General features: G+C 65.7%; 19 protein-coding genes and 1 tRNA gene. 10 read left to right on the plus strand and 10 right to left on the minus strand.

The features are described 5' to 3' along the window. The first annotated feature begins 40 nt into the window (after positions 1–40). On the plus strand, positions 41–1306 hold the full coding sequence (locus tag Q0105_RS06730; protein WP_298210035.1) for a methionine gamma-lyase: 1266 nt from the start codon (positions 41–43) through the stop codon (positions 1304–1306). On the opposite strand, the gene Q0105_RS06735 is transcribed toward Q0105_RS06730, so the two are convergent. Beyond that, positions 1245–1727 (minus strand): Lrp/AsnC family transcriptional regulator, encoded by a 483-nt coding sequence (locus Q0105_RS06735; protein WP_298210037.1) that lies wholly within the window; start codon positions 1725–1727, stop codon positions 1245–1247. The genes Q0105_RS06730 and Q0105_RS06735 overlap by 62 nt on opposite strands. 103 nt (positions 1728–1830) lie before the next feature. Here Q0105_RS06735 and mdeB point away from each other — a divergent pair, with 103 nt between their 5' ends. Further along, entirely contained in the window at positions 1831–4482 is a 2652-nt protein-coding gene (mdeB, locus tag Q0105_RS06740) for an alpha-ketoglutarate dehydrogenase (protein WP_298210039.1), read from the plus strand. A gap of 84 nt (positions 4483–4566) precedes the next feature. Here the strand turns inward: mdeB and Q0105_RS06745 are convergent, their stop codons facing one another. The 6 genes from Q0105_RS06745 to Q0105_RS06770 all read right to left on the minus strand — a co-directional run bounded on the left by Q0105_RS06745 (position 4567) and on the right by Q0105_RS06770 (position 9781). Beyond that, entirely contained in the window at positions 4567–5397 is an 831-nt protein-coding gene (locus Q0105_RS06745) for a M90 family metallopeptidase (RefSeq protein ID WP_298210041.1), read from the minus strand. Positions 5398–5443: 46 nt separating this feature from the next. Then, complete coding sequence (locus Q0105_RS06750) at positions 5444–6223, minus strand: UDP-2,3-diacylglucosamine diphosphatase (protein WP_298210043.1); 780 nt, start codon at positions 6221–6223, stop codon at positions 5444–5446. Between the two features lie 15 nt (positions 6224–6238). Next, positions 6239–6745 (minus strand): peptidylprolyl isomerase, encoded by a 507-nt coding sequence (locus Q0105_RS06755; RefSeq protein WP_298210045.1) that lies wholly within the window; start codon positions 6743–6745, stop codon positions 6239–6241. A gap of 36 nt (positions 6746–6781) precedes the next feature. After that, positions 6782–7363: a peptidylprolyl isomerase gene (locus Q0105_RS06760; protein WP_298210047.1), complete on the minus strand. Its 582-nt coding sequence runs from the start codon at positions 7361–7363 to the stop codon at positions 6782–6784. After that, complete coding sequence (locus Q0105_RS06765) at positions 7360–8646, minus strand: L,D-transpeptidase family protein (RefSeq protein WP_298210049.1); 1287 nt, start codon at positions 8644–8646, stop codon at positions 7360–7362. Before Q0105_RS06765 ends, Q0105_RS06760 begins: the two co-directional genes overlap by 4 nt. A 76-nt stretch (positions 8647–8722) precedes the next feature. Further along, positions 8723–9781, minus strand: a complete 1059-nt coding sequence (locus Q0105_RS06770) for a tetratricopeptide repeat protein (RefSeq protein WP_298210051.1) — start codon at positions 9779–9781, stop codon at positions 8723–8725. Positions 9782–9993: 212 nt separating this feature from the next. Here Q0105_RS06770 and cysS point away from each other — a divergent pair, with 212 nt between their 5' ends. The 7 genes from cysS to Q0105_RS06805 all read left to right on the plus strand — a co-directional run bounded on the left by cysS (position 9994) and on the right by Q0105_RS06805 (position 17784). Further along, positions 9994–11373, plus strand: a complete 1380-nt coding sequence (cysS, locus tag Q0105_RS06775; protein ID WP_298210053.1) for a cysteine--tRNA ligase — start codon at positions 9994–9996, stop codon at positions 11371–11373. A gap of 140 nt (positions 11374–11513) precedes the next feature. Further along, the gene (locus Q0105_RS06780; protein ID WP_298210098.1) at positions 11514–12092 is read left to right on the plus strand and encodes a DNA-3-methyladenine glycosylase 2 family protein; all 579 of its coding nucleotides are present in this window, start codon (positions 11514–11516) and stop codon (positions 12090–12092) included. A gap of 103 nt (positions 12093–12195) precedes the next feature. Continuing rightward, the gene (locus tag Q0105_RS06785; RefSeq protein ID WP_298210055.1) at positions 12196–13173 is read left to right on the plus strand and encodes an acetyl-CoA carboxylase carboxyltransferase subunit alpha; all 978 of its coding nucleotides are present in this window, start codon (positions 12196–12198) and stop codon (positions 13171–13173) included. Positions 13174–13358: 185 nt separating this feature from the next. After that, the gene (locus Q0105_RS06790) at positions 13359–15209 is read left to right on the plus strand and encodes a methyl-accepting chemotaxis protein (protein ID WP_298210057.1); all 1851 of its coding nucleotides are present in this window, start codon (positions 13359–13361) and stop codon (positions 15207–15209) included. Between the two features lie 117 nt (positions 15210–15326). Next, positions 15327–16277, plus strand: a complete 951-nt coding sequence (gene tilS, locus Q0105_RS06795) for a tRNA lysidine(34) synthetase TilS (protein WP_298210059.1) — start codon at positions 15327–15329, stop codon at positions 16275–16277. A 103-nt stretch (positions 16278–16380) separates the two neighbouring features. After that, positions 16381–17649, plus strand: coding sequence for an aspartate kinase (locus Q0105_RS06800; protein ID WP_298210061.1), 1269 nt, complete (start codon positions 16381–16383; stop codon positions 17647–17649). A 42-nt stretch (positions 17650–17691) separates the two neighbouring features. After that, positions 17692–17784, plus strand: a tRNA-Ser gene (locus tag Q0105_RS06805). A gap of 120 nt (positions 17785–17904) precedes the next feature. On the opposite strand, the gene Q0105_RS06810 is transcribed toward Q0105_RS06805, so the two are convergent. The 3 genes from Q0105_RS06810 to Q0105_RS06820 are packed head-to-tail and all read right to left on the minus strand — an operon-like array spanning position 17905 to position 20482. Continuing rightward, positions 17905–18336: an RNA-binding S4 domain-containing protein gene (locus Q0105_RS06810; RefSeq protein ID WP_298210063.1), complete on the minus strand. Its 432-nt coding sequence runs from the start codon at positions 18334–18336 to the stop codon at positions 17905–17907. A 17-nt stretch (positions 18337–18353) separates the two neighbouring features. Continuing rightward, complete coding sequence (locus Q0105_RS06815) at positions 18354–19802, minus strand: sensor histidine kinase (RefSeq protein ID WP_298210065.1); 1449 nt, start codon at positions 19800–19802, stop codon at positions 18354–18356. After that, positions 19799–20482 (minus strand): response regulator transcription factor, encoded by a 684-nt coding sequence (locus Q0105_RS06820; RefSeq protein WP_298210067.1) that lies wholly within the window; start codon positions 20480–20482, stop codon positions 19799–19801. The genes Q0105_RS06815 and Q0105_RS06820 overlap by 4 nt, the downstream gene beginning before the upstream one ends. Before the next feature lie 124 nt (positions 20483–20606). Between Q0105_RS06820 and Q0105_RS06825 the strand changes: the two genes are divergently transcribed. Next, positions 20607–21566, plus strand: coding sequence for a tripartite tricarboxylate transporter substrate-binding protein (locus Q0105_RS06825; RefSeq protein WP_298210070.1), 960 nt, complete (start codon positions 20607–20609; stop codon positions 21564–21566). Positions 21567–21637 lie beyond the last annotated feature (71 nt).

Consider the following 21637-nt stretch of genomic DNA (forward strand, 5'->3'; position numbering starts at 1 on the left):
ATCCAGCCCCCTTGGCTGGCACCACAGGAGACAAGAAGACATGACCCGCAAAACCGCCAACGGCTTCAGCACCCGCGCCATCCACCACGGCTACAACCCGGCCGACCACCAGGGCGCGCTGGTGCCGCCCATCCACACCTCGGCCACCTATGCCTTCCCCGATGTGGCCTACGGCGCGCGCTGTTTCGCGGGCGAGGAGCCCGGCTACTTCTACACCCGCATCGCCAACCCCACGCTGGCGCTGCTCGAAGGGCGGCTGGCCGCGCTGGAAGAGGGCGCGGGCGCCGTGGTGTTCGGCTCGGGCATGGGGGCGATCACGGCCACGCTGTGGTCCATGCTGGAGCCGGGCGATGAGGTGCTGGCCGACCTCACGCTCTATGGCTGCACGTTTTCGTTTCTGAACCATGGCCTGACCCGCTTTGGCGTGAAGGTGCGGCACGTGGACATGACCAATCTTGCCAACGTGGCCGAGGCGCTGAGCCCCCAGACCCGCGTGGTGTACCTCGAAACCCCGGCCAACCCCAACATGCGCCTGGTGGATATCGCGGCCGTGTCGGCCCTGGCGCACGCCCACGGCGCAAGGGCGGTGGTGGACAACACCTACTGCACGCCCTACCTGCAGCAGCCCCTGCTGCTGGGTGCCGATGTGAGCGTGCACTCCATGACCAAATACCTCGGCGGCCATGGCGACCTGACGGCGGGCGCCGCTGTGTTTGCCGACGCCGAACTGGCCCAGCGCGTGCGGCTGTACGGTTTGAAAGACATGACCGGCGCGGTGATGTCGGCCCAGGACGCACACCTGGTGATGCGCGGCCTCAAGACCCTGACGCTGCGCATGGACCGCCACTGCCAGAGCGCGCAGAAGGTGGCGGAGTTCATCGCTGCCCACCCGGCAGCGGCTGCCGTGCACTACCCCGGCCTGCCCGGTTTTGCGCAACATGCACTGGCCAAGCAGCAGATGCGCCAGATGGGCGGCATGATCGCTTTTGAACTGCGCGGCGGCCTGCAGGCGGGCGTGCGCTTCATGGATGCGCTGCAACTCGTTACCCGCGCCGTGAGCCTGGGCGACGCCGAAACCCTGGCCCAGCACCCGGCCAGCATGACACATTCCACCTACACGCCCGAGCAGCGCGCCGCGCACGGCATTGCCGAAGGGCTGGTGCGCCTGTCGGTGGGGCTGGAAGATCTGGACGACCTGCTGGCCGACATCGGCCAGGCGCTCGACCTGGCGCAGGCGCTGGGCTTCAAGGCCGAGCCGGTGCCTGCGGCGGCAGCGGCAAAGCCGTTTTGTAGCGTACCTGCTTGAGCGCGAAGCTGGAGCGGATCTTCTCGATGCCCGGCAGCGGTGTAAGCCGCTCCAGGATGAAGCGCTCCAGCGCCGCGATGTCGGCCAGCGCCACGCGGATGAGGTAGTCGGAGTCGCCGCTCATCAGGTAGCACTCCATCACCTCGTCCTGCTCGGCAATGCGCAGCTCGAAGTCGGCCAGCGCCTCTTTGCTCTGCGTTTTCAGGCTGATGCTGATGAACACATTGAGCCCCAGGCCCAGCGCGGTCGCGTTGGCCAGGGCCACGTAGCGGGCGATTACACCCCCGGCCTCCAGCGCCTTCACACGCGCCAGGCAGGGCGAGGGCGACAGGTGCACGCGCCGCGCCAGCTCCACGTTGGAGAGCGCGCCGTCGGCCTGCAACTCGGCCAGAATGCGCAGATCGGTGGCGTCAAGCTTCATATGCTGCAATATTTTGTTGATGCGGCATATTGTGCTTTTAAAGACGGTGAATCTTCGTGTTACGGCATCACATTTTTGCTCAACCCTTCTACAGTGTGCTCCCATGAACGCCCCACTGCCCACCCATCTGCTCGCCACCCTGGCTGACATCGATCCGCAAGAAACCGCCGAATGGCGCGAGGCCTTCCTGGCCCTGGTTGCCACCGAAGGCCCCGAGCGCGCGCGCTTCGTGCTGGAAGAACTGGTGCGCCTGGCCCGCGCCCAGCGCGTGGGCTGGCAGCCGCAGCTCAACACGCCCTATGTGAACACCGTGGCGGCACAGGCGCAGCCTGCCTTCCCGGGCGATCTGGCCATCGAAGAGCGGCTGGCCTCGCTGATGCGCTGGAACGCGCTGGCCATGGTGGTGCGCGCCAACCAAGCCTATGGCGAGCTGGGCGGCCACATCGCCAGCTACACCAGCGCGGCGGATTTGTTCGAGACCGGCTTTAACCACTTCTTCCGAGCCCGCGAGGGCACGGCGCAGGGGCAGCACCGGGGCGACCTGGTGTTTTTCCAGCCGCACAGCGCACCGGGCGTGTATGCACGCGCCTTCCTCGAAGGGCGTTTGAGCGAGAACGACCTGCAGCACTACCGGCAGGAAATCACGGCGCCTGGCGTGGGCGCGCAGGGGCTCTCCAGCTACCCGCACCCGTGGCTCATGCCCGACTTTTGGCAGTTCCCCACCGGCTCCATGGGCATCGGGCCCATCAGCAGCATCTACCACGCGCGTTTCATGCGCTACCTCACGCACCGCAACCTGCTCGACTGCGGCCAGCGCAAGGTGTGGGGCGTGTTTGGCGACGGCGAGATGGACGAGCCCGAAAGCATGAGCGCGCTGACCCTGGCCGCGCGCGAGGGGCTCGACAACCTCGTCTGGGTGGTCAACTGCAACCTGCAGCGGCTTGACGGCCCGGTGCGCGGCAACGGCCGCATCATCGACGAGCTGGAGCGCCTGTTTGCGGGCGCGGGCTGGAACGTGGTCAAGCTCGTGTGGGGCAGCGACTGGGACGGCCTGTTCGCCCGCGACCTGACTGGCGCGCTGGTGCGCACGCTCGAAGGCACGGTCGATGGGCAAATGCAAACCTTCGCCGCCAAGGACGGCCGCTTCAACCGCGACAACTTCTTTGGCCAGAACCCTGAGCTGGCCGCGCTGGCCCAGGGCATGACCGACGAGCAGATCGACCGCTTGAAGCGCGGCGGCCACGACCTGGTGAAGATCCACGCCGCCTACGCCGCAGCCAGCGCCCACCAGGGCCAGCCCACCGTCATCCTGGCCCACACCAAAAAGGGCTACGGCATGGGCCAGGCCGGGCAGGGCAAGATGACCACGCACAGCCAGAAGAAGCTCGACGAGACCGACCTCATCGAATACCGCAACCGCTTCAACCTGCCGCTGTCTGATGAGCAGGCCAAGAACCTGGCCTTCTACAAACCCGCCGACGACAGCCCCGAAATGCAGTACCTGCGCGACCGCCGCGCCGCCCTGGGCGGTGCGCTGCCGCGCCGCGAAACCGCCTGCGACGTGGTGCCCGTGCCCGCCATCGCCCAGTACGCGCAGTTCGCCCTGGCGGCAGACGGCAAGGAGATGAGCACCACCATGGCCTTTGTGCGCATGCTGGGCACCTTGCTGAAAGACGCGCAACTGGGCCCGCGCATCGTGCCCATCGTGGCCGACGAGGCGCGCACCTTCGGCATGGCCAACCTGTTCAAGCAGGTCGGTATCTACAGCAGCGTGGGTCAGCGCTACGCGCCCGAGGACATCGGCTCGGTGCTCTCCTACCGCGAGGCGCTCGACGGCCAGATCCTCGAAGAAGGCATCAGCGAGGCGGGTGCGATTGCAAGCTGGACGGCGGCCGCCACCAGCTACAGCGTGCACGGCCTGGCCATGCTGCCGTTTTACATCTACTACTCGATGTTCGGCTTCCAGCGCGTGGGCGACGCCATCTGGGCTGCCGCCGACCAGCGCGCACGCGGCTTTCTGCTGGGCGCCACCTCGGGCCGCACCACGCTGGGCGGCGAGGGCCTGCAGCACCAAGACGGCAGCAGCCACCTCGTGGCCGCCACCATCCCCAACTGCAAGGCCTACGACCCCGCCTACGCGGGCGAGCTGGCCGTCATCATCGACGCGGGCATGCGCGAGATGCTGGTCGAGCAGCGTGACGTTTTCTACTACGTCACGCTGATGAACGAAAACTACGCCCAGCCCGACCTGCCCGAAGGCGCCGCCGAGGGTGTGCTGCGTGGTTGCTATGTTTTCAGGAGCTATCCGCGCTTGATGGACAAGCGCGAGGCCGCTGTTTCATCAAAATCCGTCACCCTGCTAGGCTCCGGCGCCATCCTGACCGAGGTGGTCAAGGCTGCCGAGCTGCTTGCGAGCGAAGGCGTGGATGTGACCGTGCTCAGCGTCACCAGCTGGAGCGAGTTGGCCCGCGACGGCGTGGCCTGCGAGCAGCGCTGGCTGGCGGGCGACGCAGAGCCCGGCACCCCATGGCTGGCCCAACAACTGGTCGCCACGGCAGGCCCCGTGATCGCCGCCACCGACTACGTGCGCGCTGTGCCCGAGACGGTGCGCGCCTTCATGCCCGAGGGGCGCCGCTACCTCACCCTGGGCACGGATGGTTTTGGCCGCAGCGATACGCGGGCCGCGCTGCGCGGGTTCTTTGGGGTGGATGCCCAGGCGGTGGCGCGGGCTGCGCGCGCTGCCTTGGGTTTGTAGTGTTTTATGGCTCTAGCGCTTATTCATCAAGTGCTAATAGCTATTAAAAACATAGCATTCTGAGCAAGGCGACGCCGGGGCTGCTCATGGGCTGCCCGGCCCACGCCGGAAAAACGCATCCAGCACCGGCATCAGCACGGCAAACTCCTGCGCGAACCGCTCGCGGTTCACGAAATACGCCTCGCAGGCCACGGCGAAGAACTCGGATTGTGACGTGGCGCCGTAGGCGTCCAGCCAGGGGCGTTCGGCGCCAAAACGCTCGGCCAGGATCACGCGCTCGCGAAAATCCTGGTAGGCGGGCTCCCAGGCGTTCCACCAGGCTTCGTAGGCGGCGCGGCCGGTGCGTGCGCCCATGAAGCCTGCGGGCAGGGGCGGGCAGCCGTTGGGCTGGCCGCTTTTCATGTCGAGCTTGTGCACAAACTCATGCACCACCACGTTGTGGCCGCGCGCCGTGTTCTCGGTGGCGTTGGCCACATGTTGCCAACTGAGCATGATGGGGCCGCGCTCCATCGCCTCGCCCAGCAGCACCTGGGTGTGTTCGTGCACCACGCCGGCTTCGTCCACCGTCTGGCGGCGCGCCACGGCTTCGCCGGGGTGCAGCACGATGGTGACGAAGTCGTCGTACCAGGCGAGCGCCTTGGCGGGGTCGCCCCAATGCAGCAGGGGCAGGCAGGCCTGGGCCGCGATGTCGATGGCCATGGCGTCGGTCACCACCAGGCCGTGGGCGCCGTGGAATTCCTTGTGGTGCAGAAAAAGGGCGCTGAGCGCACGCAGCTTGGACTGGTCGTGCAGTGAGAGCGCAGCCAAAAACGGGTAGCGCTGCAGGGTTTGCAGCCACAGCGTGGCCGAGATGTCGGGCACAGGGGCCACGGTGGAGCGCACGCGGCGCCAGAGCCGGTTGAGAAAAGGGGGCATGGCGATCAGGTCGCAGGGAGTGCACCTGCGCAGTTCATGATCGCATCTACTTGGGGGCCAGTGTGACCCGTTCCAAGCCCGCGCTGGACAAACGCAGTATTTCCGCACGGGGTGGTAATGCGGCAGCGTCCCAGTCGCTGAGCACCACGCGCTGCAAGCCAGGGGCCAGCAGGTGGCTGGCGGGCTTGTGGGTGTGGCCGTGGATCAGCGTGTGGGCGCCAGCGGCTTGCAGCCAGGCAATGGCGGCGGGGTGGTCCACGTCGGCATAGCTGGCGCCTGAATGTTTGCGCGCTTCGCTCTCTTGCCGTATGCCGCGCGCTTGCGCACGGCGCGTGGCCAGGGGCTGGGCCAGAAAACGATCCTGCCACTCGCTGCTGCGCGCCTGCACCCGAAAACGCTGGTAGTCCACATCGTCCAGGCACAGCAAATCGCCATGGCTGAGCACGACGCGCTGGCCGCCAAACACCAGTACGGTGGGGTCTGCCAGGCCGGTGATGCCGCAGTGGGCAAGAAACGCCGATCCGGCCAGAAAGTCGCGGTTGCCGTGCATGAAGTACACGGGCAGGCGCTGCGCCGCTGCTTGCAGGGCAGCGCAGCCTTCGGCCTCGAAGCTGCCGGGCTCCAGGATGGCGTCGTCGCCCACCCAGACCTCGAACAGGTCGCCCAGGATGACGAGGGCGTCGGCCTCGGTGGTCTGCAGGTAGTGCCGCCATGCGGCCACGGTGGCGGGCTCGCTGGCCTGCAGGTGCAGGTCCGAAATGAACTCGACTGTGCGCCAGTGCGAAGGAGCGGCAAGCTCCTCGAACCGGGGCACGGTCGGGGTCACGGGGCTGACGTCAGGTCAGAGGGCGACCGCTTTTTCGATCACCACGTCTTCCTTGGGCACGTCGTCGTGGAAGCCCTTGCGGCCCGTGGCCACGGCCTTGATCTTGTCCACCACGTCGGCGCCGTCCACCACCTTGCCGAACACGGCATAGCCCCAGCCCTGGGCCGAGGGAGCCGTGTGGTTCAAAAAGCCGTTGTCGGCCACGTTGATGAAGAACTGGGCAGTGGCCGAGTGTGGGTCGCTCGTGCGGGCCATGGCCACGGTGTAGTTGGCGTTCTTGAGGCCGTTCTTGGCTTCGTTTTCGATAGGAGCGTCGGTGCCCTTTTGGGTCATGCCGGGCTCGAAGCCGCCGCCTTGCACCATGAATCCGGGGATCACGCGGTGGAAGATGGTGTTGTTGTAGTGGCCCTTGTTCACGTAGGCCAGAAAGTTCTCGGTGGACTTGGGCGCGTTGGCGGCGTCGAGTTCGAGGGTGATGACACCGTGGCCGGTGATGTGCAGTTCAACTTTGGGGTTGCTCATGGCAGTGTTTCTTTCTGAAAAAGGGGAATCAACCGGTCACTTCACCACGGAGGCGGAGTTGATGGTGACGGGGGTGGAGGGTACGTTCTGGTGGCCGCCCTTGTTGCCGGTGGCCACGGCCTTGATCTTGTCCACTACGGCGGTGCCTTCCACCACCTTGCCGAACACGGTGTAGCCGTGGCCGTCAGGGCTGGGGGCGTTGAGCATGGCGTTGTCCTTCACGTTGATGAAGAACTGCGAGGTGGCCGAGTTGGGGTCGCTCGTGCGGGCCATGGCAATGGTGTAGGTGTCGTTCTTGAGGCCGTTCTTGGCTTCGAGCGCGATGGGGGCCTTGGTGGGCTTTTGTTGCATGTCGGCCGTGAAGCCGCCGCCCTGGATCATGAAGCCGTCGATCACGCGGTGAAAGACGGTGCCGTCGTAGTGCTTGCTGTTCACATAGGCCAGGAAGTTCTCGACCGTCTTGGGCGCCTTGGCAGCATCGAGCTGCACCACGATGTCACCCATCGAGGTGGCGAGCTTGACCTTGGGCGCGTCCTGTGCGTGGGCAGGCGCTATTGAAAAAATAGCTGCAAGCGCAATACCAGCAAGCGCCAGGGTCGAGTTTCTTCTGGAAATCATCCTATTACTCCTTCGAAAAATATCTGCCAATTTTGGCCCCGCCGCGTCCAGTACTGGCGCTTGGTGGGGCCTGTGCGGGCGCCTTTGGCGACTTCGCCAAACGTTACCACCATGGTGTCGGCGGAATCGGTCCAGCGCAGGTAAGACTTGTCCTTGAGCTGGAGTTCCCGGCCTTTCAGCGCTTGGGCCTCGGCCTGCAGCACCTGGCTCCACTCGTCCAGGGGCTTGTTGCGGTAGGTTTGAAAGTCCGGAGCATAAAAGCCCAGCAGGCGCTTCATGTCGCCCTCGGATTTGGCGGTGCGCCAGGCGTTGAGCACGGCTTCGAACGATTTTCGTTCGGCCGACACGCTTTGTGGCTGCACCCACTGCAACTGGCGCGCAATGACCACGGGGGTGCTGCGCGGCTCCACTGTGCGCAGGATGCGCTCTAGGTCGGGGTTGGAGAGCACCAGGCAGCCATCGGTGGCCAGAGGGGCACGCGCGAACTGGTCGGGCGGCGTGCCATGCAGCCAGATGCCGCTGCCGGTTTTGCCCCGGCTCTGGTCGAGCGGGTTGGGGTAGTTGATGGGCAGGGCGCCCGCGCCGTAGAAGTCCTTGAGCGTGGCGGGATCCAGGCGGCTGGTGATGAAGTACACGCCGAGCGGCGTGCGCTGGTCGCCTTCCACCACTTTTTCGATACCGAGCTTGCCCACCGAAGCGTAGTAGTCGGCCACCAGCTTGAGGCCCTTGGCGGTGTTTTCAAACAGGTACAGGCGCGAGCGCGAGGCGTCTACCGCGATCGCGTGGCGCGAGCGGGGCGACAGCTCCAGGAACTGGGCCGGAACGCTGTTGTCGGGCGGGCGGATGCGTTGTGCGTCCACCCGTTGGCGCGATTCGGTGCGCAGCTCGGTGAGGGTGGCGGACGTCTGGCTGCTGCGGGCCGCGTCGGAGTCGGCGGGCACGTCGCCCAGTTGGCGGATGGGCCCCGTGCGCGACATCAGCAGATCGCCCACGGCAAGCTGCGCCAACTGAAAGTTGGGGTAGTCGCGCGCCAGGCTTTCGGCTTTCACCAGGGCCTCGCGGCCCCGGCCTTCGGCCACGAGCTTGTACACGGCCATCAGGCGCGCCTCGGCCTGGCCGTCGCGTAGGACGGCGGTGGAGACAGGCGGCGGCGAGGATGATGCGCGTCGCTTCTTCTTCTCCTTGTCGCCCTGGGACATCGCGGGGGCGGCCAGCAAGAGGCCTGCCAGGCACAGGGCGGCGGTTACCGCCAGGCGGCCTGGTGCGGACGAATGCACGGACATGCGCGGAATCGGGTTTCGGGTCAAAGCAAAAAAAAAGCCCGCGCGAGAGGCGCAGGCGCCGCGTTGGGGCTCACGATCAACCGCCCGTGGATTCGCGGACGATGGCCCAGCGGCCGTTGTTGTTGACCAATTCCAGCGTCTTGCGGCTGGTCACATTGAGCGTGTCGGCACTGTAGGCCTGCCGAAAGCGGGCCGTGGCCTTGTCGCCCTGGACCGACACCGTCAGGTTGGACAGCTTCACGCTGATCTTGGATTTGCCCACGATGCGTGCTTCGCGTTCTTTTTCCCAGGCGGCACGGGCTTGGCGGCCAGGCGGGTCGAAGGTCTTGTCGTAGGCGGCCAGATAGGCCTTCATGTCCTGGGCAGCCCAGGCGGCGGCCCAGGCCTGCACGGCGGTTGTTACGGCCTGGGTGGATGCCTCGTTGGCCGCAGCGGGGGCGGGCGCTGGTGTGGCCGCTGGGGCCGGGGCGGGTGCTGGCGCTGCCGCTGCTGGCGGCGTTGTTGCTGTTGCGGGGGCCGGGGTTGGTGCGGGTGCTGGGCGCTGGGTTACTACTACGGCGGGCGCAGGTGCTGGCGCCGCTGCGGTCGGGCGGGCAGACTTGCTGGCGGCGTCGGTGGAGAACAGCTCCCGGATCAGTGCCAGCTTGGGTTTGACCGTGCCGGCATTGGCGGCATCAAGCTGCAGGGCCTTGTTGTAGGCCTGGCTGGCCAGCTTGGCGTAGATGTCGCCCAGGTTTTCGTGCGCGGTGGCGTAGCTGGGATTGGTGCGGATCGCCATCTCCAGCGCCGTGCGCGCCTTGTCCAACTGGTTTTGGTTGGCATAGAGCACGGCCAGGTTGTTATAGGGCTCGGGCAGCTCGGGGTACTCTTCCGTCAGCTTGGTGAAGGTGGCGATGGCGTCGCTTTGTTTGCCGCTGTCAGCCTGCGCCACGCCGCGCAGAAAACGCAATTGCGGGTCGCGCGGGGTGGCTGCCAGGCGCTGGTCGGCCTTGGCAAGCGCTTCGGCGGCCTTGCCCGTCTTGATCAGCTGGGTAATCTCCGTGTAGTCGTCGGCATGGGCCACGCCCGTGCCCAGCAGCGCGGTCAGCGCCACGAGGCGAAGGAGTTGTGGAAGGGTGCGCAGGACAGGCTTCATGGGGATTCCGGGGGGGTTGAGCAGCGGCCCGCTGGGGCGGGGGCTTATACTGCGGCGGATTGTAGCTGAGGGGGTTGTCATGACGGTACGCTGTTGCCACGGGTGATTTCGCTGAAGGCCCCTTGCCGGGCCAACCCCCGCCGAGGGCTCTCGCCCTTTGCTGCCGGGTGATTTTTTCACCCAACCACCCCATCCCCCGTGACTGAAACCCCATGAGTTTGCGCATCTACAACACGCTGTCGCGTGCATTGGAGGAATTTTCCCCGCTCGAACCCGGCCATGTGCGCATGTATGTATGCGGCATGACCATCTATGACCTGTGCCACATCGGCCACGCCCGCATGATGATGGCGTTCGATGTGATGCAGCGCTGGCTGAAAAACAGTGGTTACCGCGTCACTTACGTGCGCAACATCACCGACATCGACGACAAGATCATCAAGCGCGCGCTGGAGCGGGGCATCACCATTCGCCAGCTCACCGACGAGATGATCGCGGCCATGCACGAGGACATCGGGCGCCTGCACATCGAGCCGCCGTCCATCGAGCCCCGCGCCACTGAATACGTGCCGCAGATGCTCTCGCTCATTGGCCGACTCGAAGACAAGGGCTTGGCCTATCGTGCCAGCAGTGGCGATGTGAACTACTCCGTTCGCAAGTTTGCGGGCTACGGCAAGCTCTCGGGCAAGTCGCTTGACGAGCTGCGCGCTGGCGAGCGCGTGGCTGTGGAGGGTGGCAAGGAAGACCCGCTCGACTTCGTGCTGTGGAAGTCCTCCAAGGAGGGTGAGCCGCCCGAAGCCCAGTGGGCCAGCCCTTTTGGCACCGGCCGCCCCGGCTGGCACATCGAGTGCTCGGCCATGAGTTGCGCCACGCTGGGCGATACCTTTGACATCCACGGCGGCGGGGCGGACCTGCAGTTCCCCCACCACGAGAACGAAATCGCCCAGAGCGAAGGCGCCACGGGCAAGCCCCTGGCCAAATTCTGGGTGCACAACGGCTTTGTGCGCGTGGACAACGAGAAGATGTCCAAGAGCCTGGGCAACTTCTTCACCATCCGCGACGTGCTCAAAAGCTACGACGCGGAGACGGTGCGCTTTTTCATCGTGCGCGCCCACTACCGCAGTGCGCTGAACTACAGCGACGCACACCTGGACGACGCACGCCAGGCTTTGAAGCGCCTGTACACGGCGTTGAGCCTGGTGACTCCGGCAGACGTGACGGCCATCGATTGGGCCAACCCCTACGCAGCGCGCTTCAAGGCCGCGATGGACGAGGACTTTGGCACGCCCGAGGCTGTGGCGGTGCTGTTCGACTTGGCAGGCGAGGTCAACAAGACCCGCTCGGCCGAGCTGGCCGGGCTGCTCAAGGCGCTGGGCGGCTGCCTGGGGCTGCTGCAAGGCGACCCCAAGGCCTTCCTGCAGGCAGGTGCTGGCGTGAACGAAGCCGACATCGCGGCGCAGATTGCCGCACGCGCCGCCGCCAAGGCCGCCAAGAACTTTGCCGAGGCCGACCGCATTCGCCAGGCGCTGCTGGCCCAGGGCATCGTGCTCAAGGATTCGGCAGCGGGCACGACCTGGGAAGCTGCGCAGTGAGCCTTTGTTTTAAGCGAAATATGTCACTAGGGCAGGTGGGTTAAGCGGTGGCAGCTTCTAAAAAGATAGCAAGCGAGGTCGTGGAGCCTCCGCAGGAGCACGCCACGCCCGCTTACTGGGCCGAGGCGTGCAAACACCTGATGAAGAAGGACCGGGTGATGAAGCGCCTGATCCCGCAGTTTGGCGACGCGGCGCTGCAAACGCGTGGCGACGCTTTCACCACGCTGGCGCGCTCCATCGTGGGGCAGCAGGTGTCGGTGAAAGCCGCGCAAACGGTGTGGGAGCGTTTTGCCCAGTTGCCGCGCAGCATGAAGCCCGCCAGCGTGCTCAAGCTCAAGGTCGACGACATGCGCGGCGCAGGCTTGTCGGCCCGCAAGGTGGACTACCTGGTGGACCTGGCCCTGCACTTTGACGGCGGCAAGCTGCACGTCAAGGACTGGGCGGCCATGGACGACGAGGCCATCATTGCCGAGCTGGTGGCCATCCGTGGCATTGGCCGCTGGACGGCCGAGATGTTTTTGATCTTCTATTTGACGCGGCCCAATGTTTTGCCCCTGGACGATGTGGGGCTGATCAACGGAATCAGCCAAAATTACTTCTCGGGCGACCCCGTGAGCCGCAGCGACGCCCGCGAGGTGGCCGAGGCCTGGAAGCCCTGGTGCAGCGTGGCGACTTGGTATATTTGGCGATCGATTGCCCCCCTGCCCGTGGCGTATTGAACGACCGGCGCTGCCCGACGCGTTTTACAAAACCCGTTACATGTCGGTTACAGTGCGTGCCATTCGTGGCAGCCCTGCGGGGTGCGACCCTAGGAGAAAAACGTTGGCGAAAAAGACCTTTCTGGATTTTGAACAGCCCATTGCGGAACTCGAATCCAAAATTGAAGAACTGCGCTACGTGCAGACCGAGAGCGCCGTCGATATCTCGGAAGAGATCGACCAGCTCAGCAAGAAGAGCCAGCAGCTCACCAAAGACATCTACGCCGAGCTGTCGCCCTGGCAGATCACCAAGATCGCCCGCCATGCCGAGCGCCCCTACACGCTCGACTACGTGCGCGACATCTTCACCGACTTCGTGGAGCTGCACGGCGACCGCCACTACGCGGACGACCTGTCCATCGTGGGCGGCCTGGCGCGTTTCAACGGCCACGCCTGCATGGTGCTGGGCCACCAGAAAGGGCGCGACACCAAGGAGCGCGCCATGCGCAACTTTGGCATGAGCAAGCCCGAGGGCTACCGCAAGGCCCTGCGCCTGATGAAGACGGCCGAGAAGTTCAAGCTGCCCGTGTTCACCTTTGTCGATACACCGGGCGCCTACCCCGGCATCGACGCCGAGGAGCGCGGCCAGTCCGAGGCCATCGGCCGCAACATCTTCGAGATGGCGCAGCTTGAAGTGCCCATCATCACCACCATCATCGGCGAAGGCGGCTCGGGCGGCGCACTGGCCATCAGCGTGGCCGACCAGGTCGTGATGCTGCAATACGCCATCTATTCCGTGATCAGCCCCGAGGGCTGCGCCTCCATCCTCTGGAAGACCAGCGACAAGGCGCAAGAAGCCGCCGACGCCCTGGGCATCACCGCCCACCGCCTGAAGGCCCTGGGCCTGGTGGACAAGATCGTGAGCGAGCCGGTGGGCGGTGCCCACCGCGACCACAAGCAGATGGCCGCGTTCCTCAAGCGCGCTTTGGGTGATGCCTTCCGCCAGGTGGCCGACCTCAAGACCAAGGACCTGCTCGACCGCCGCTACGAGCGTCTGCAAAGCTACGGCCGCTTCAGCGATACCAAGGCGGACAGCCGCTGAGACACCACAGGGCGCAGCTTTGCTGCACCACGAGCACCGCAAAAACGGCCCTGAGGGGCCGTTTTTACTTTCTGGCCCGGGCGACCGGCCGCATCGTCTCTCCGCAATTACCCCCACTGGAGTAGGGTGATACAGGAAGTAACATCGTCGGCAACCGCCCGTGCGGGCGAATGAGGAGGTGCTCGATGTCGCTTCTGAAAACTCTCAAGGGACAGATTCTGCTGGTGTCGGTGGCTTGCCTGGTGGCGGGGCTTGTGGCCCTGACCGTGGCCAACTACCTCAACGCGCGTTCTCAGGCCTACGCTTCGCTCACGGCGCAGTCGCAGGCGCTGGCACATAGCCACATCGACGCCCTGCGCGACTGGGCACGCAGCAAGGCAGCCGTGGTCGAGTCAGCCGCTGCGGCGCTGGACGATGCGGACGCCGCCAAGCCGCTCTTCATGCTGGCCAAGGCAGGCAGCTTTCACACCACCTATTTCGGCTATGCCGACAAGCGCACGGTGTTTTCGGAAAAGCAGAACCTGCCGCCCGACTACGACCCCACCGCACGCCCTTGGTACAAGCAGGCTGCCGGGGCTGATGCAACGGTGCTCACGGCGCCGTATGCCGATGCCGGGGGCGCGGGGCTTGTCGTGACCTTTGCCAAGGCCGTGCGCGAGGGTGGCGCCGTCAAGGCCGTGATGGCGGGCGATGTGTCGCTGGCGGACGTGGTGACCAATGTGGCGTCCATCAAGCCCACGCCGTCAAGCTACGCCTTCCTGGTGGGCCGCGACGGCAGCATCATCGCCCACCCCGAGGTGAAACTGGCCCTTAAGCCCGCCACGGACGTGGCCCCAGCGCTCACAGCCTCGGCGCTGGTCGACATGGCCCAGCGCACCGACCTCACCGCGCTTGATCTGCAGGGCCGCGCCATACTGCTCACGGTGGCACCAGTCACCGGCACGCCCTGGCTGCTGGCCATCGCGCTCGACCGGGGCGAGGCGCTGCGGGCCATCAGCACCATGCTGCAGGTGTCGCTGGGCGCGGGCATCGTGGTGTTGCTGGTGGCGCTGGTGGTGCTCGCGGGCATTCTGTCGCGTCGGTTGCGCAGGCTTACCCAGGTGCGCGACGCGATGCATGAGATCGGCGCGGGCGATGGCGACCTGTCGCGCCGCATTGATGCGCAGGGCGAGGACGAGCTGGCGCAGATCGCGGCCAGCTTCAACAGCTTTGCGGGCAAACTTTCGGGCGTGTTGGCGCAGATTCGCGACGCCAGCAACTCGGTGCGCGTGGCGTCCGAAGAGATCGCCACCGGCAACCAGGACCTCAGCGGGCGCACGGAGCTTGCGGCGTCCAGCCTGCAGCAGACATCGGCGTCGATGCAGCAGCTCACCGAAACCGTGCGGCACAACGCAGATTCCGCCCGCCAGGCCAACCAGCTGGTGGCCCAGGCATCCAGCGTGGCGAAGCACGGCGGCCAGGTGGTCGGCAATGTGGTGACGACCATGGACCAGATCAACGCCGCTTCCCGCAAGATCAACGACATCATCGGCGTCATCGACGGCATTGCCTTCCAGACCAATATCCTCGCGCTGAATGCAGCGGTGGAGGCTGCCCGGGCGGGCGAGCAGGGCCGGGGTTTTGCCGTGGTGGCGGGCGAGGTGCGCAGCCTGGCGCAGCGCAGTGCTGAGGCCGCACGCGAGATCAAGACGCTGATCAACACCTCGGTGGAGCAGGTGGAAAACGGCTCGCGCCTGGTGCACGACGCGGGCACTACCATGACCGACATCGTCACCTCGGTGCAGCGCGTGACGGACATCATGGCCGAAATCACCGCGTCTACCAACGAGCAGAGCACCAGCATCAGCGAGGTGGGCCAGGCCGTGACGCAGCTTGACCAGATGACCCAGCAGAACGCCGCGCTGGTGGAAGAGAGCGCTGCCGCAGCGCAGAGCCTCAAGGACCAGTCGGTGCGCCTGTCTGAGGTGGTGGGCAGTTTCCGCCTGTCCACCGATACATCGCACGCCGCGCCGCGTTTGTCCGCGCCCGGCGGTTGAAGGTTGAAGGTAGCGAGCGAGGGGGCCGCGATAATCGGCGCCCATGCACCGCTGCCGCCTTGTTGATACCGCCCCCGGCCCCTGGCTTGGCCTTTGCTGCGGGCGAGGGTCGCAGGCATGACCCAGTCCTTCGACGCCGCCATTGAGGCCTTCGCGCCCGCTCTGCCGTTGGCGGTGGGGCTGAGCGGCGGGGCGGATTCCACCGCGCTGCTGTTGGCCTGCGCCCGGCGCTGGCCCGGCCAGGTGCAGGCCATCCACGTGCACCACGGCCTGCAGGCCGCAGCCGATGGCTTCGAGCAGCATTGCGCGGCGCTGTGCCAAGGCCTCGACGTGCCGCTGTGGGTGGAGCGGCCGGACGCCCGCCATGCACCGGGCCAGAGCCCCGAAGATGCAGCCCGGCAGGCAAGATACAAGGCTTTTGATGCGGTAGCGCTTGCCAGTAAAGCGCAAGCAGCTATCAAATCAATAGCAATTGCACAACATGCGGATGACCAGGTCGAAACGCTGCTACTGGCCTTGTCGCGCGGTGCAGGGGTGGCCGGGCTGGCAGCCATGCCTGCCCGCTGGGGGCGCGCGGGCATGGCCTGGCACCGGCCCTTGCTGCAGGTGGCGGGCGCGGATGTACGCCGCTGGCTGCAAGCGCAAGGCCAAGCCTGGATGGAAGACCCCACCAACACCGACCAGCGTTTCACGCGCAACCGCATCCGCGCGCAGCTGCTGCCTGCATTAGATGCGGCCTTTCCATCGTTTCGCGATACCTTTGCGCGTTCGGCCACCAACGCCGCCCAGGCCGCCGAGCTGCTGGGTGAACTGGCGCAGCAGGACCTGGCCTTGGTGGGAGACCCGCCAGAGATCCCATTGCTGCAGCAGATCAGCCGCGCGCGGCAGGCCAATGTGCTGCGCCACTGGCTGCGCCAGGCTCACCACACCACCCCCGCCGCCGCGCAGCTTGGCGAACTGCTCGACCAGATCGAAGCGTGCACCACGCGCGGCCACGGCATACGCATCAAGGTGGGGCGCGGCTTTGTAGTGCGATCTGGCCCAAAACTCGATTGGTACAATCCATAGGTTTTGGTCCCCTATCTGCACGAAAAACGGCGGCGCGCCAAAACCTCCCCCTGTTCTTCAACCACTGCGCCGTGGCTTCGGATTCGTCACCCCAAAAACTCCAATGGCATTGATCGTTCACAAATACGGCGGCACCTCGATGGGCTCTCCGGAGCGCATCCGCAACGTCGCCAAGCGCGTGGCCAAGTGGGCCCGCGCAGGCCACCAGATGGTGGTGGTGCCCAGCGCCATGAGCGGCGAGACCAACCGCCTGCTCGCGCTGGCCAAGGAACTCGCTCCCCCCCGCGCTACCGAGGCCTATAACCGCGAACTCGACATGCTGGCCGCCACGGGCGAGCAGGCATCGTCGGCCCTGCTGGCCATTGCGCTGCAGGCCGAAGGCATGGGCTCGGTCAGCTACGCTGGCTGGCAAGTGCCCATCCGCACCGACAGCAGCTACACCAAGGCCCGCATCGAATCCATCGACGACCAGCGCGTGCGTGCCGATCTGGCCAACGGCAAGGTCGTGATCGTGACGGGTTTCCAGGGCATTGACGACGACGGCAACATCACCACGCTGGGCCGCGGCGGCTCCGACACCTCGGCCGTGGCCGTGGCGGCCGCGATGAAGGCCCACGAATGCCTGATCTACACCGACGTGGACGGCGTGTACACCACCGACCCCCGCGTGGTGCCCGAAGCCCGCCGCCTGCAGACGGTGAGCTTCGAGGAAATGCTCGAAATGGCCAGCCTGGGCAGCAAGGTGCTGCAAATCCGCTCGGTCGAATTCGCCGGCAAATACAAGGTCCCCATGCGCGTGCTCTCCAGCTTCACGCCCTGGGACATCGACATCAACGAAGAAGCCCAATCCGGCACGCTGATCACTTTTGAGGAAGACGAAAAAATGGAACAAGCCGTCGTATCCGGCATCGCTTTCAACCGCGACGAAGCCAAGATCTCTGTGCTGGGCGTGCCCGACAAGCCCGGCATCGCCTACCAGATCCTGGGCGCCGTGGCCGATGCCAACATCGAAGTGGACGTGATCATCCAGAACGTGAGCAAGGACGGCAAGACCGACTTCAGCTTCACAGTGCACCGCAGCGACTATGCGCGCACTGTGGACCTGCTCAAGGAAAAAGTGGTACCTGCCCTGGGCGCGCAGGAAGTCGTGGGCGACACCAAGATCTGCAAGGTCAGCATCGTCGGCATCGGCATGCGCAGCCATGTGGGCGTGGCCAGCAAGATGTTCCGCGTGCTGAGCGAAGAGGGCATCAACATCCAGATGATCTCCACCTCCGAAATCAAGACCTCGGTCGTGATCGACGAAAAGTACGTCGAACTGGCCGTGCGCAGCCTGCACAAGGCGTTCGAGCTGGACCAGCCAGCCGCCTAACCCGCCAGAATCGCCTCTGAAATGAGGCATAATAGCGGGATTGGAAACGTGACCGAGTGGCCGAAGGTGCTCCCCTGCTAAGGGAGTATGGGGTGTAGAGCCTCATCGAGGGTTCGAATCCCTCCGTTTCCGCCAAGATAAGCCCCAAGTGCTTCAAGCATGTGGGGCTTTTTATTTGCCCCACCCCGGTGCTGAATCTACCCATCCAACGCGGGCCATGCATGGCGCGGGTCGCCTGCGCAGGCAAGTGGCCGGTCACTCGTCGATCGACGCACTCCACCTCTGGCCCCATTCTTTGCCGCGCTGGTTCACCTTGTCGATCTCGCGGCGATCGCGTTTGGTGGGGCGGCCTTCTTGCAATGTGGCGGCGGGTTCGGGGGCCAGGCGGCGCAGTTCTGCGGCGTTCTCTCGTGCGGCGATGCTGTCGGCGGTTTCTTCATACAACTGCTGGGCCACGGGCGCCGGGCCGCGTGCGCCGCTCAGTCCTTTCACCAGCACGGTGCGCTCCACAGGGCCTTGCCGCAGGGCCACGGTGTCGCCGCAGCGCAGGTCGCGTGCGGGCTTGGCCAGTTGGCCGTTGAGGGTGACGCGGCCTTTGCTGATTTCTTCGGTGGCCAGGCTGCGGGTTTTGTAGAAGCGGGCGCACCAGAGCCATTTGTCCAGCCGCATTGTCGCCAGGGTATTCATGGGCGAGATTGTGCCGCTTAAGTTGCGGGCGCGTCGTTCGCCATCGCGCTGGGCAGGGGCAGGCGCACGACGGCGTCAAGCCCCACGATCTGGTGGCCCGACATGCGATTGACGAGCGTGATGCTGCCCTCCAGCGCCTGCACGATTTCGTGGCAGATGGCCAGGCCCAGGCCGCTGCCGGTACGCACGTCGCCGGCCGAGAAGGGCTGGAACAGCCGGGCGGCCAGTTCGTCGTCGATGCCGGGGCCGTGGTCGCTGATGGTCAGCGCCACGTGGCGGCCGTCGCTGCGCAGGTCCACAGTCAGCTCGCTGCCTTCTGGTGCGTGGCGCACGGCGTTGTGCAGCAGGTTGCGGCTGAGTTCGCGCAGCATCCATTCGTGGGACTGCACCAGCGCGGGCTCAGTGTGGATGCCGAAATCGAGGTCGCGTTGCGCGATCAGGGGTGAGATCTCCAGTGCCACGGCACGCAGTATCTCGTCGAGCCGCGTGGTGGGTGGGGCGCTTTGCTGGCGCAGTTGTTCCACCTTGGCCAGGGCCAGCATCTGGTTGGCGAGTTGGGTGGCCCGGTCCACCGTGTCGCTGATTTCGTGCAGGGCTTGGCGGGGCTCCAGGTCGCCATGCAGCGCCGATTGCACCTGGGTTTTGAGCACGGCCAGTGGGGTGCGCAACTGGTGCGATGCGTCGCGCACGAAGCGCTTTTGGTGCCTGAGCAGGTGGCGCAGGCGTTGCATGACCTCGTTGGTGGCGTCCACCAGTGGCTGCAGTTCGCGCGGGGCCAGGGGCGCGGCGATGGGGCTCAGGTCGCCCTCGCGCCGAGCCTGCAATTGCTGGCTGAGCTGGCGCACGGGGCGGGTGGCGCGTTGCACCACCAGCACTACGGTAAAGGCCACCACGGCGATCAGCAGGGCCTGGCGCAGCAGGGTGTTCCACAGGATTTGCAGGGCCAGGGTTTCGCGCACTTCCAGCGTTTCAGCCACCTGGATCACGGCCATGGTGCGCCCTTCGGAGCTGGCCACCGGCTGCAGCAGCACGGCCACGCGCACGTCCCGGTCGCGGAACTGGTCATCGTAGAAGTCCACCAGGGCGGCGTAGGGCGGGCGATCGGGGATGCTGCCCTGCCAGAACGGCAGTTCCTCAAAACCTGACACCATCTCGCCCTTCAATGTCGAGACGCGGTAAAACATCTGGCTCTGGTTGTCGGCCTCAAAAGCCTCCAGCGCCGAATAGGGCACGATGGCGCGCAGTTGCGCCGCGTCGTCGAAGCCTTTCACGTCGAGCTGCTCGCTGATGCTCTTGGCGGATGCCAGCAAGGTGCGGTCATATGCCGTGTTGAGCGATGTCAGCGTCTGGCGGTACAGGCTGAAGGTGTTGAAGGCGATGAACAGCGCCACTGGCAGCAGGATGCCCAATAGCAGGCGCCTGCGCAGCGAGTGGTAGCGCGGTGCTGCGCTTGGGGCGACGCTCATGTATCGGCCCGCAGCAGGTAGCCCAGGCCGCGCAGCGTCATCAGGGTGAGGCCCGTGCCGGTCAGTTTTTTGCGCAGCCGGTACACCACCACCTCGATGGCTTCGTATTGCACGTCAAGCTGGCCGGGGAACACCAGTTCATACAGCCGCTCCTTGGTCACGGCGTGGCCGGGCTGCGCCAGCAGTGCGTGCATCAGCGCCAGTTCGCGGGGGGTGAGCTCCATCACCTCGCCGTTCAGGTAGAGCGCGCCGCTGTCCTTGTCGTAGCGGATGGCGCCGATCTGTATGGTGCTGGGCGCCAGGGGGGCCACGGCAGGGTCGGCGCTGCGGCGCACCAGGGCACGCAGGCGGGCCTCCAGTTCGTCCAGGTCAAAGGGCTTGGGCAGGTAGTCGTCGGCACCGGCGTTCAGGCCCACCACACGGTCGCCCACGGTGCCCCGCGCGGTGAGTATCAGCACGGGGGTGCGCAGGCCCCGGTTGCGCGCCTGTTGCAGCACCTGCAGGCCGTCCAGGCCGGGCAGGGTGAGGTCGAGGATGACCGCGTCGGGCTGCAGGGCGGCCCACTGGTTCAGCGCCGCACGCCCGTCGCCCACGGCGGTTACTTCCATGCCGCGGCGTGTCAGTGCGCGGTGCAAGGTGGCCTGCATGGTGGGGTCGTCTTCTACAAGGAGCAGTTGCATGCGCGGCACCATAGCACCGTCTCGTCGGGCGGGGTGCATGGGTGTTTTCCCTGAGTCCGAGGACAGCCGTTTGACAGGCTGCGCGCGCATCATCGAGCCGTTCGTAACCCTATCAGGAGACTCCATGCGTCGCGATACCTTTCTGAAATCTCTGGCAGCCATGGCTGCTGCGGGTGTGTTGCCCGTCTCGGCCCAGACGGCATCGGCCCTCAAGATGATGATTCCCGCCAATCCTGGTGGTGGCTGGGATTCCACCGGTCGCGCGTTGGGCAAGGCGATGCAGGACGCGGGCGCCGCATCGTCGGTGTCCTATGACAACAAGGGCGGAGCCGCCGGTGCGATCGGGCTGGCGCAGTTCGTCAACGCCAGCAAGGGCGACCCGAACGCCTTGATGGTGATGGGCGCCGTGATGCTGGGCGGCATCATCACCGGCAAGCCGCCCGTGGGCCTGGACAAGGTCACGCCCCTGGCGCGCCTGACCAGCGAATACAACGTGTTCGTGCTGCCCGCCAACTCGCCTTTCAAGACCATGAAGGACGTGATCGACCAGCTCAAAAAGGACCCCGGCAGCGTGAAGTGGGGCGGTGGCTCGCGGGGCTCTACCGAGCACATCGCTGCCGCCATGATCGCCCGCGAAGTGGGCGTGGACCCTGCCAAGATCAACTACGTGGCTTTCCGTGGGGGCGGTGAGGCCACCGCCGCCATTCTGGGTGGCAATGTCACCGTGGGCGGCAGCGGTTACAGCGAGTTTTCTGAATACATCTCGGCCGGCAAGATGCGCGCTGTGGGTGTGACCTCGGGCACCCGCCTCAAGGGCGTGAACGTGCCTACGCTCAAGGAGCAGGGCATCAACGTGGAAATCGGCAACTGGCGCGGCGTGTACGGCGCCCCCGGCATCACGCCCGAGCAGCGCAAGGCCCTGATCGACTCGTTGGCCAAGACCTTCAAGAGCAAGGCCTGGCAGGACGCGATGGAGAAGAACAACTGGACCCCCGCATGGATGGCCGGTGACGAGTTCTCCAACTTCGTGGACAACGAGTTCGCCAGCATGCGCGCCACGATGGCCAAGTCCGGGATGATCTGATCGCAAGCCGTGCGCTGTAGCCGCTCTGCCTGTCTTGCCAGGTGGGTTGGGCGGCAGTAGCGCACACGCTG

The organism is Acidovorax sp., from assembly GCF_027492855.1.
In the GTDB taxonomy this organism is placed as follows: Bacteria; Pseudomonadota; Gammaproteobacteria; order Burkholderiales; family Burkholderiaceae_C; genus Acidovorax.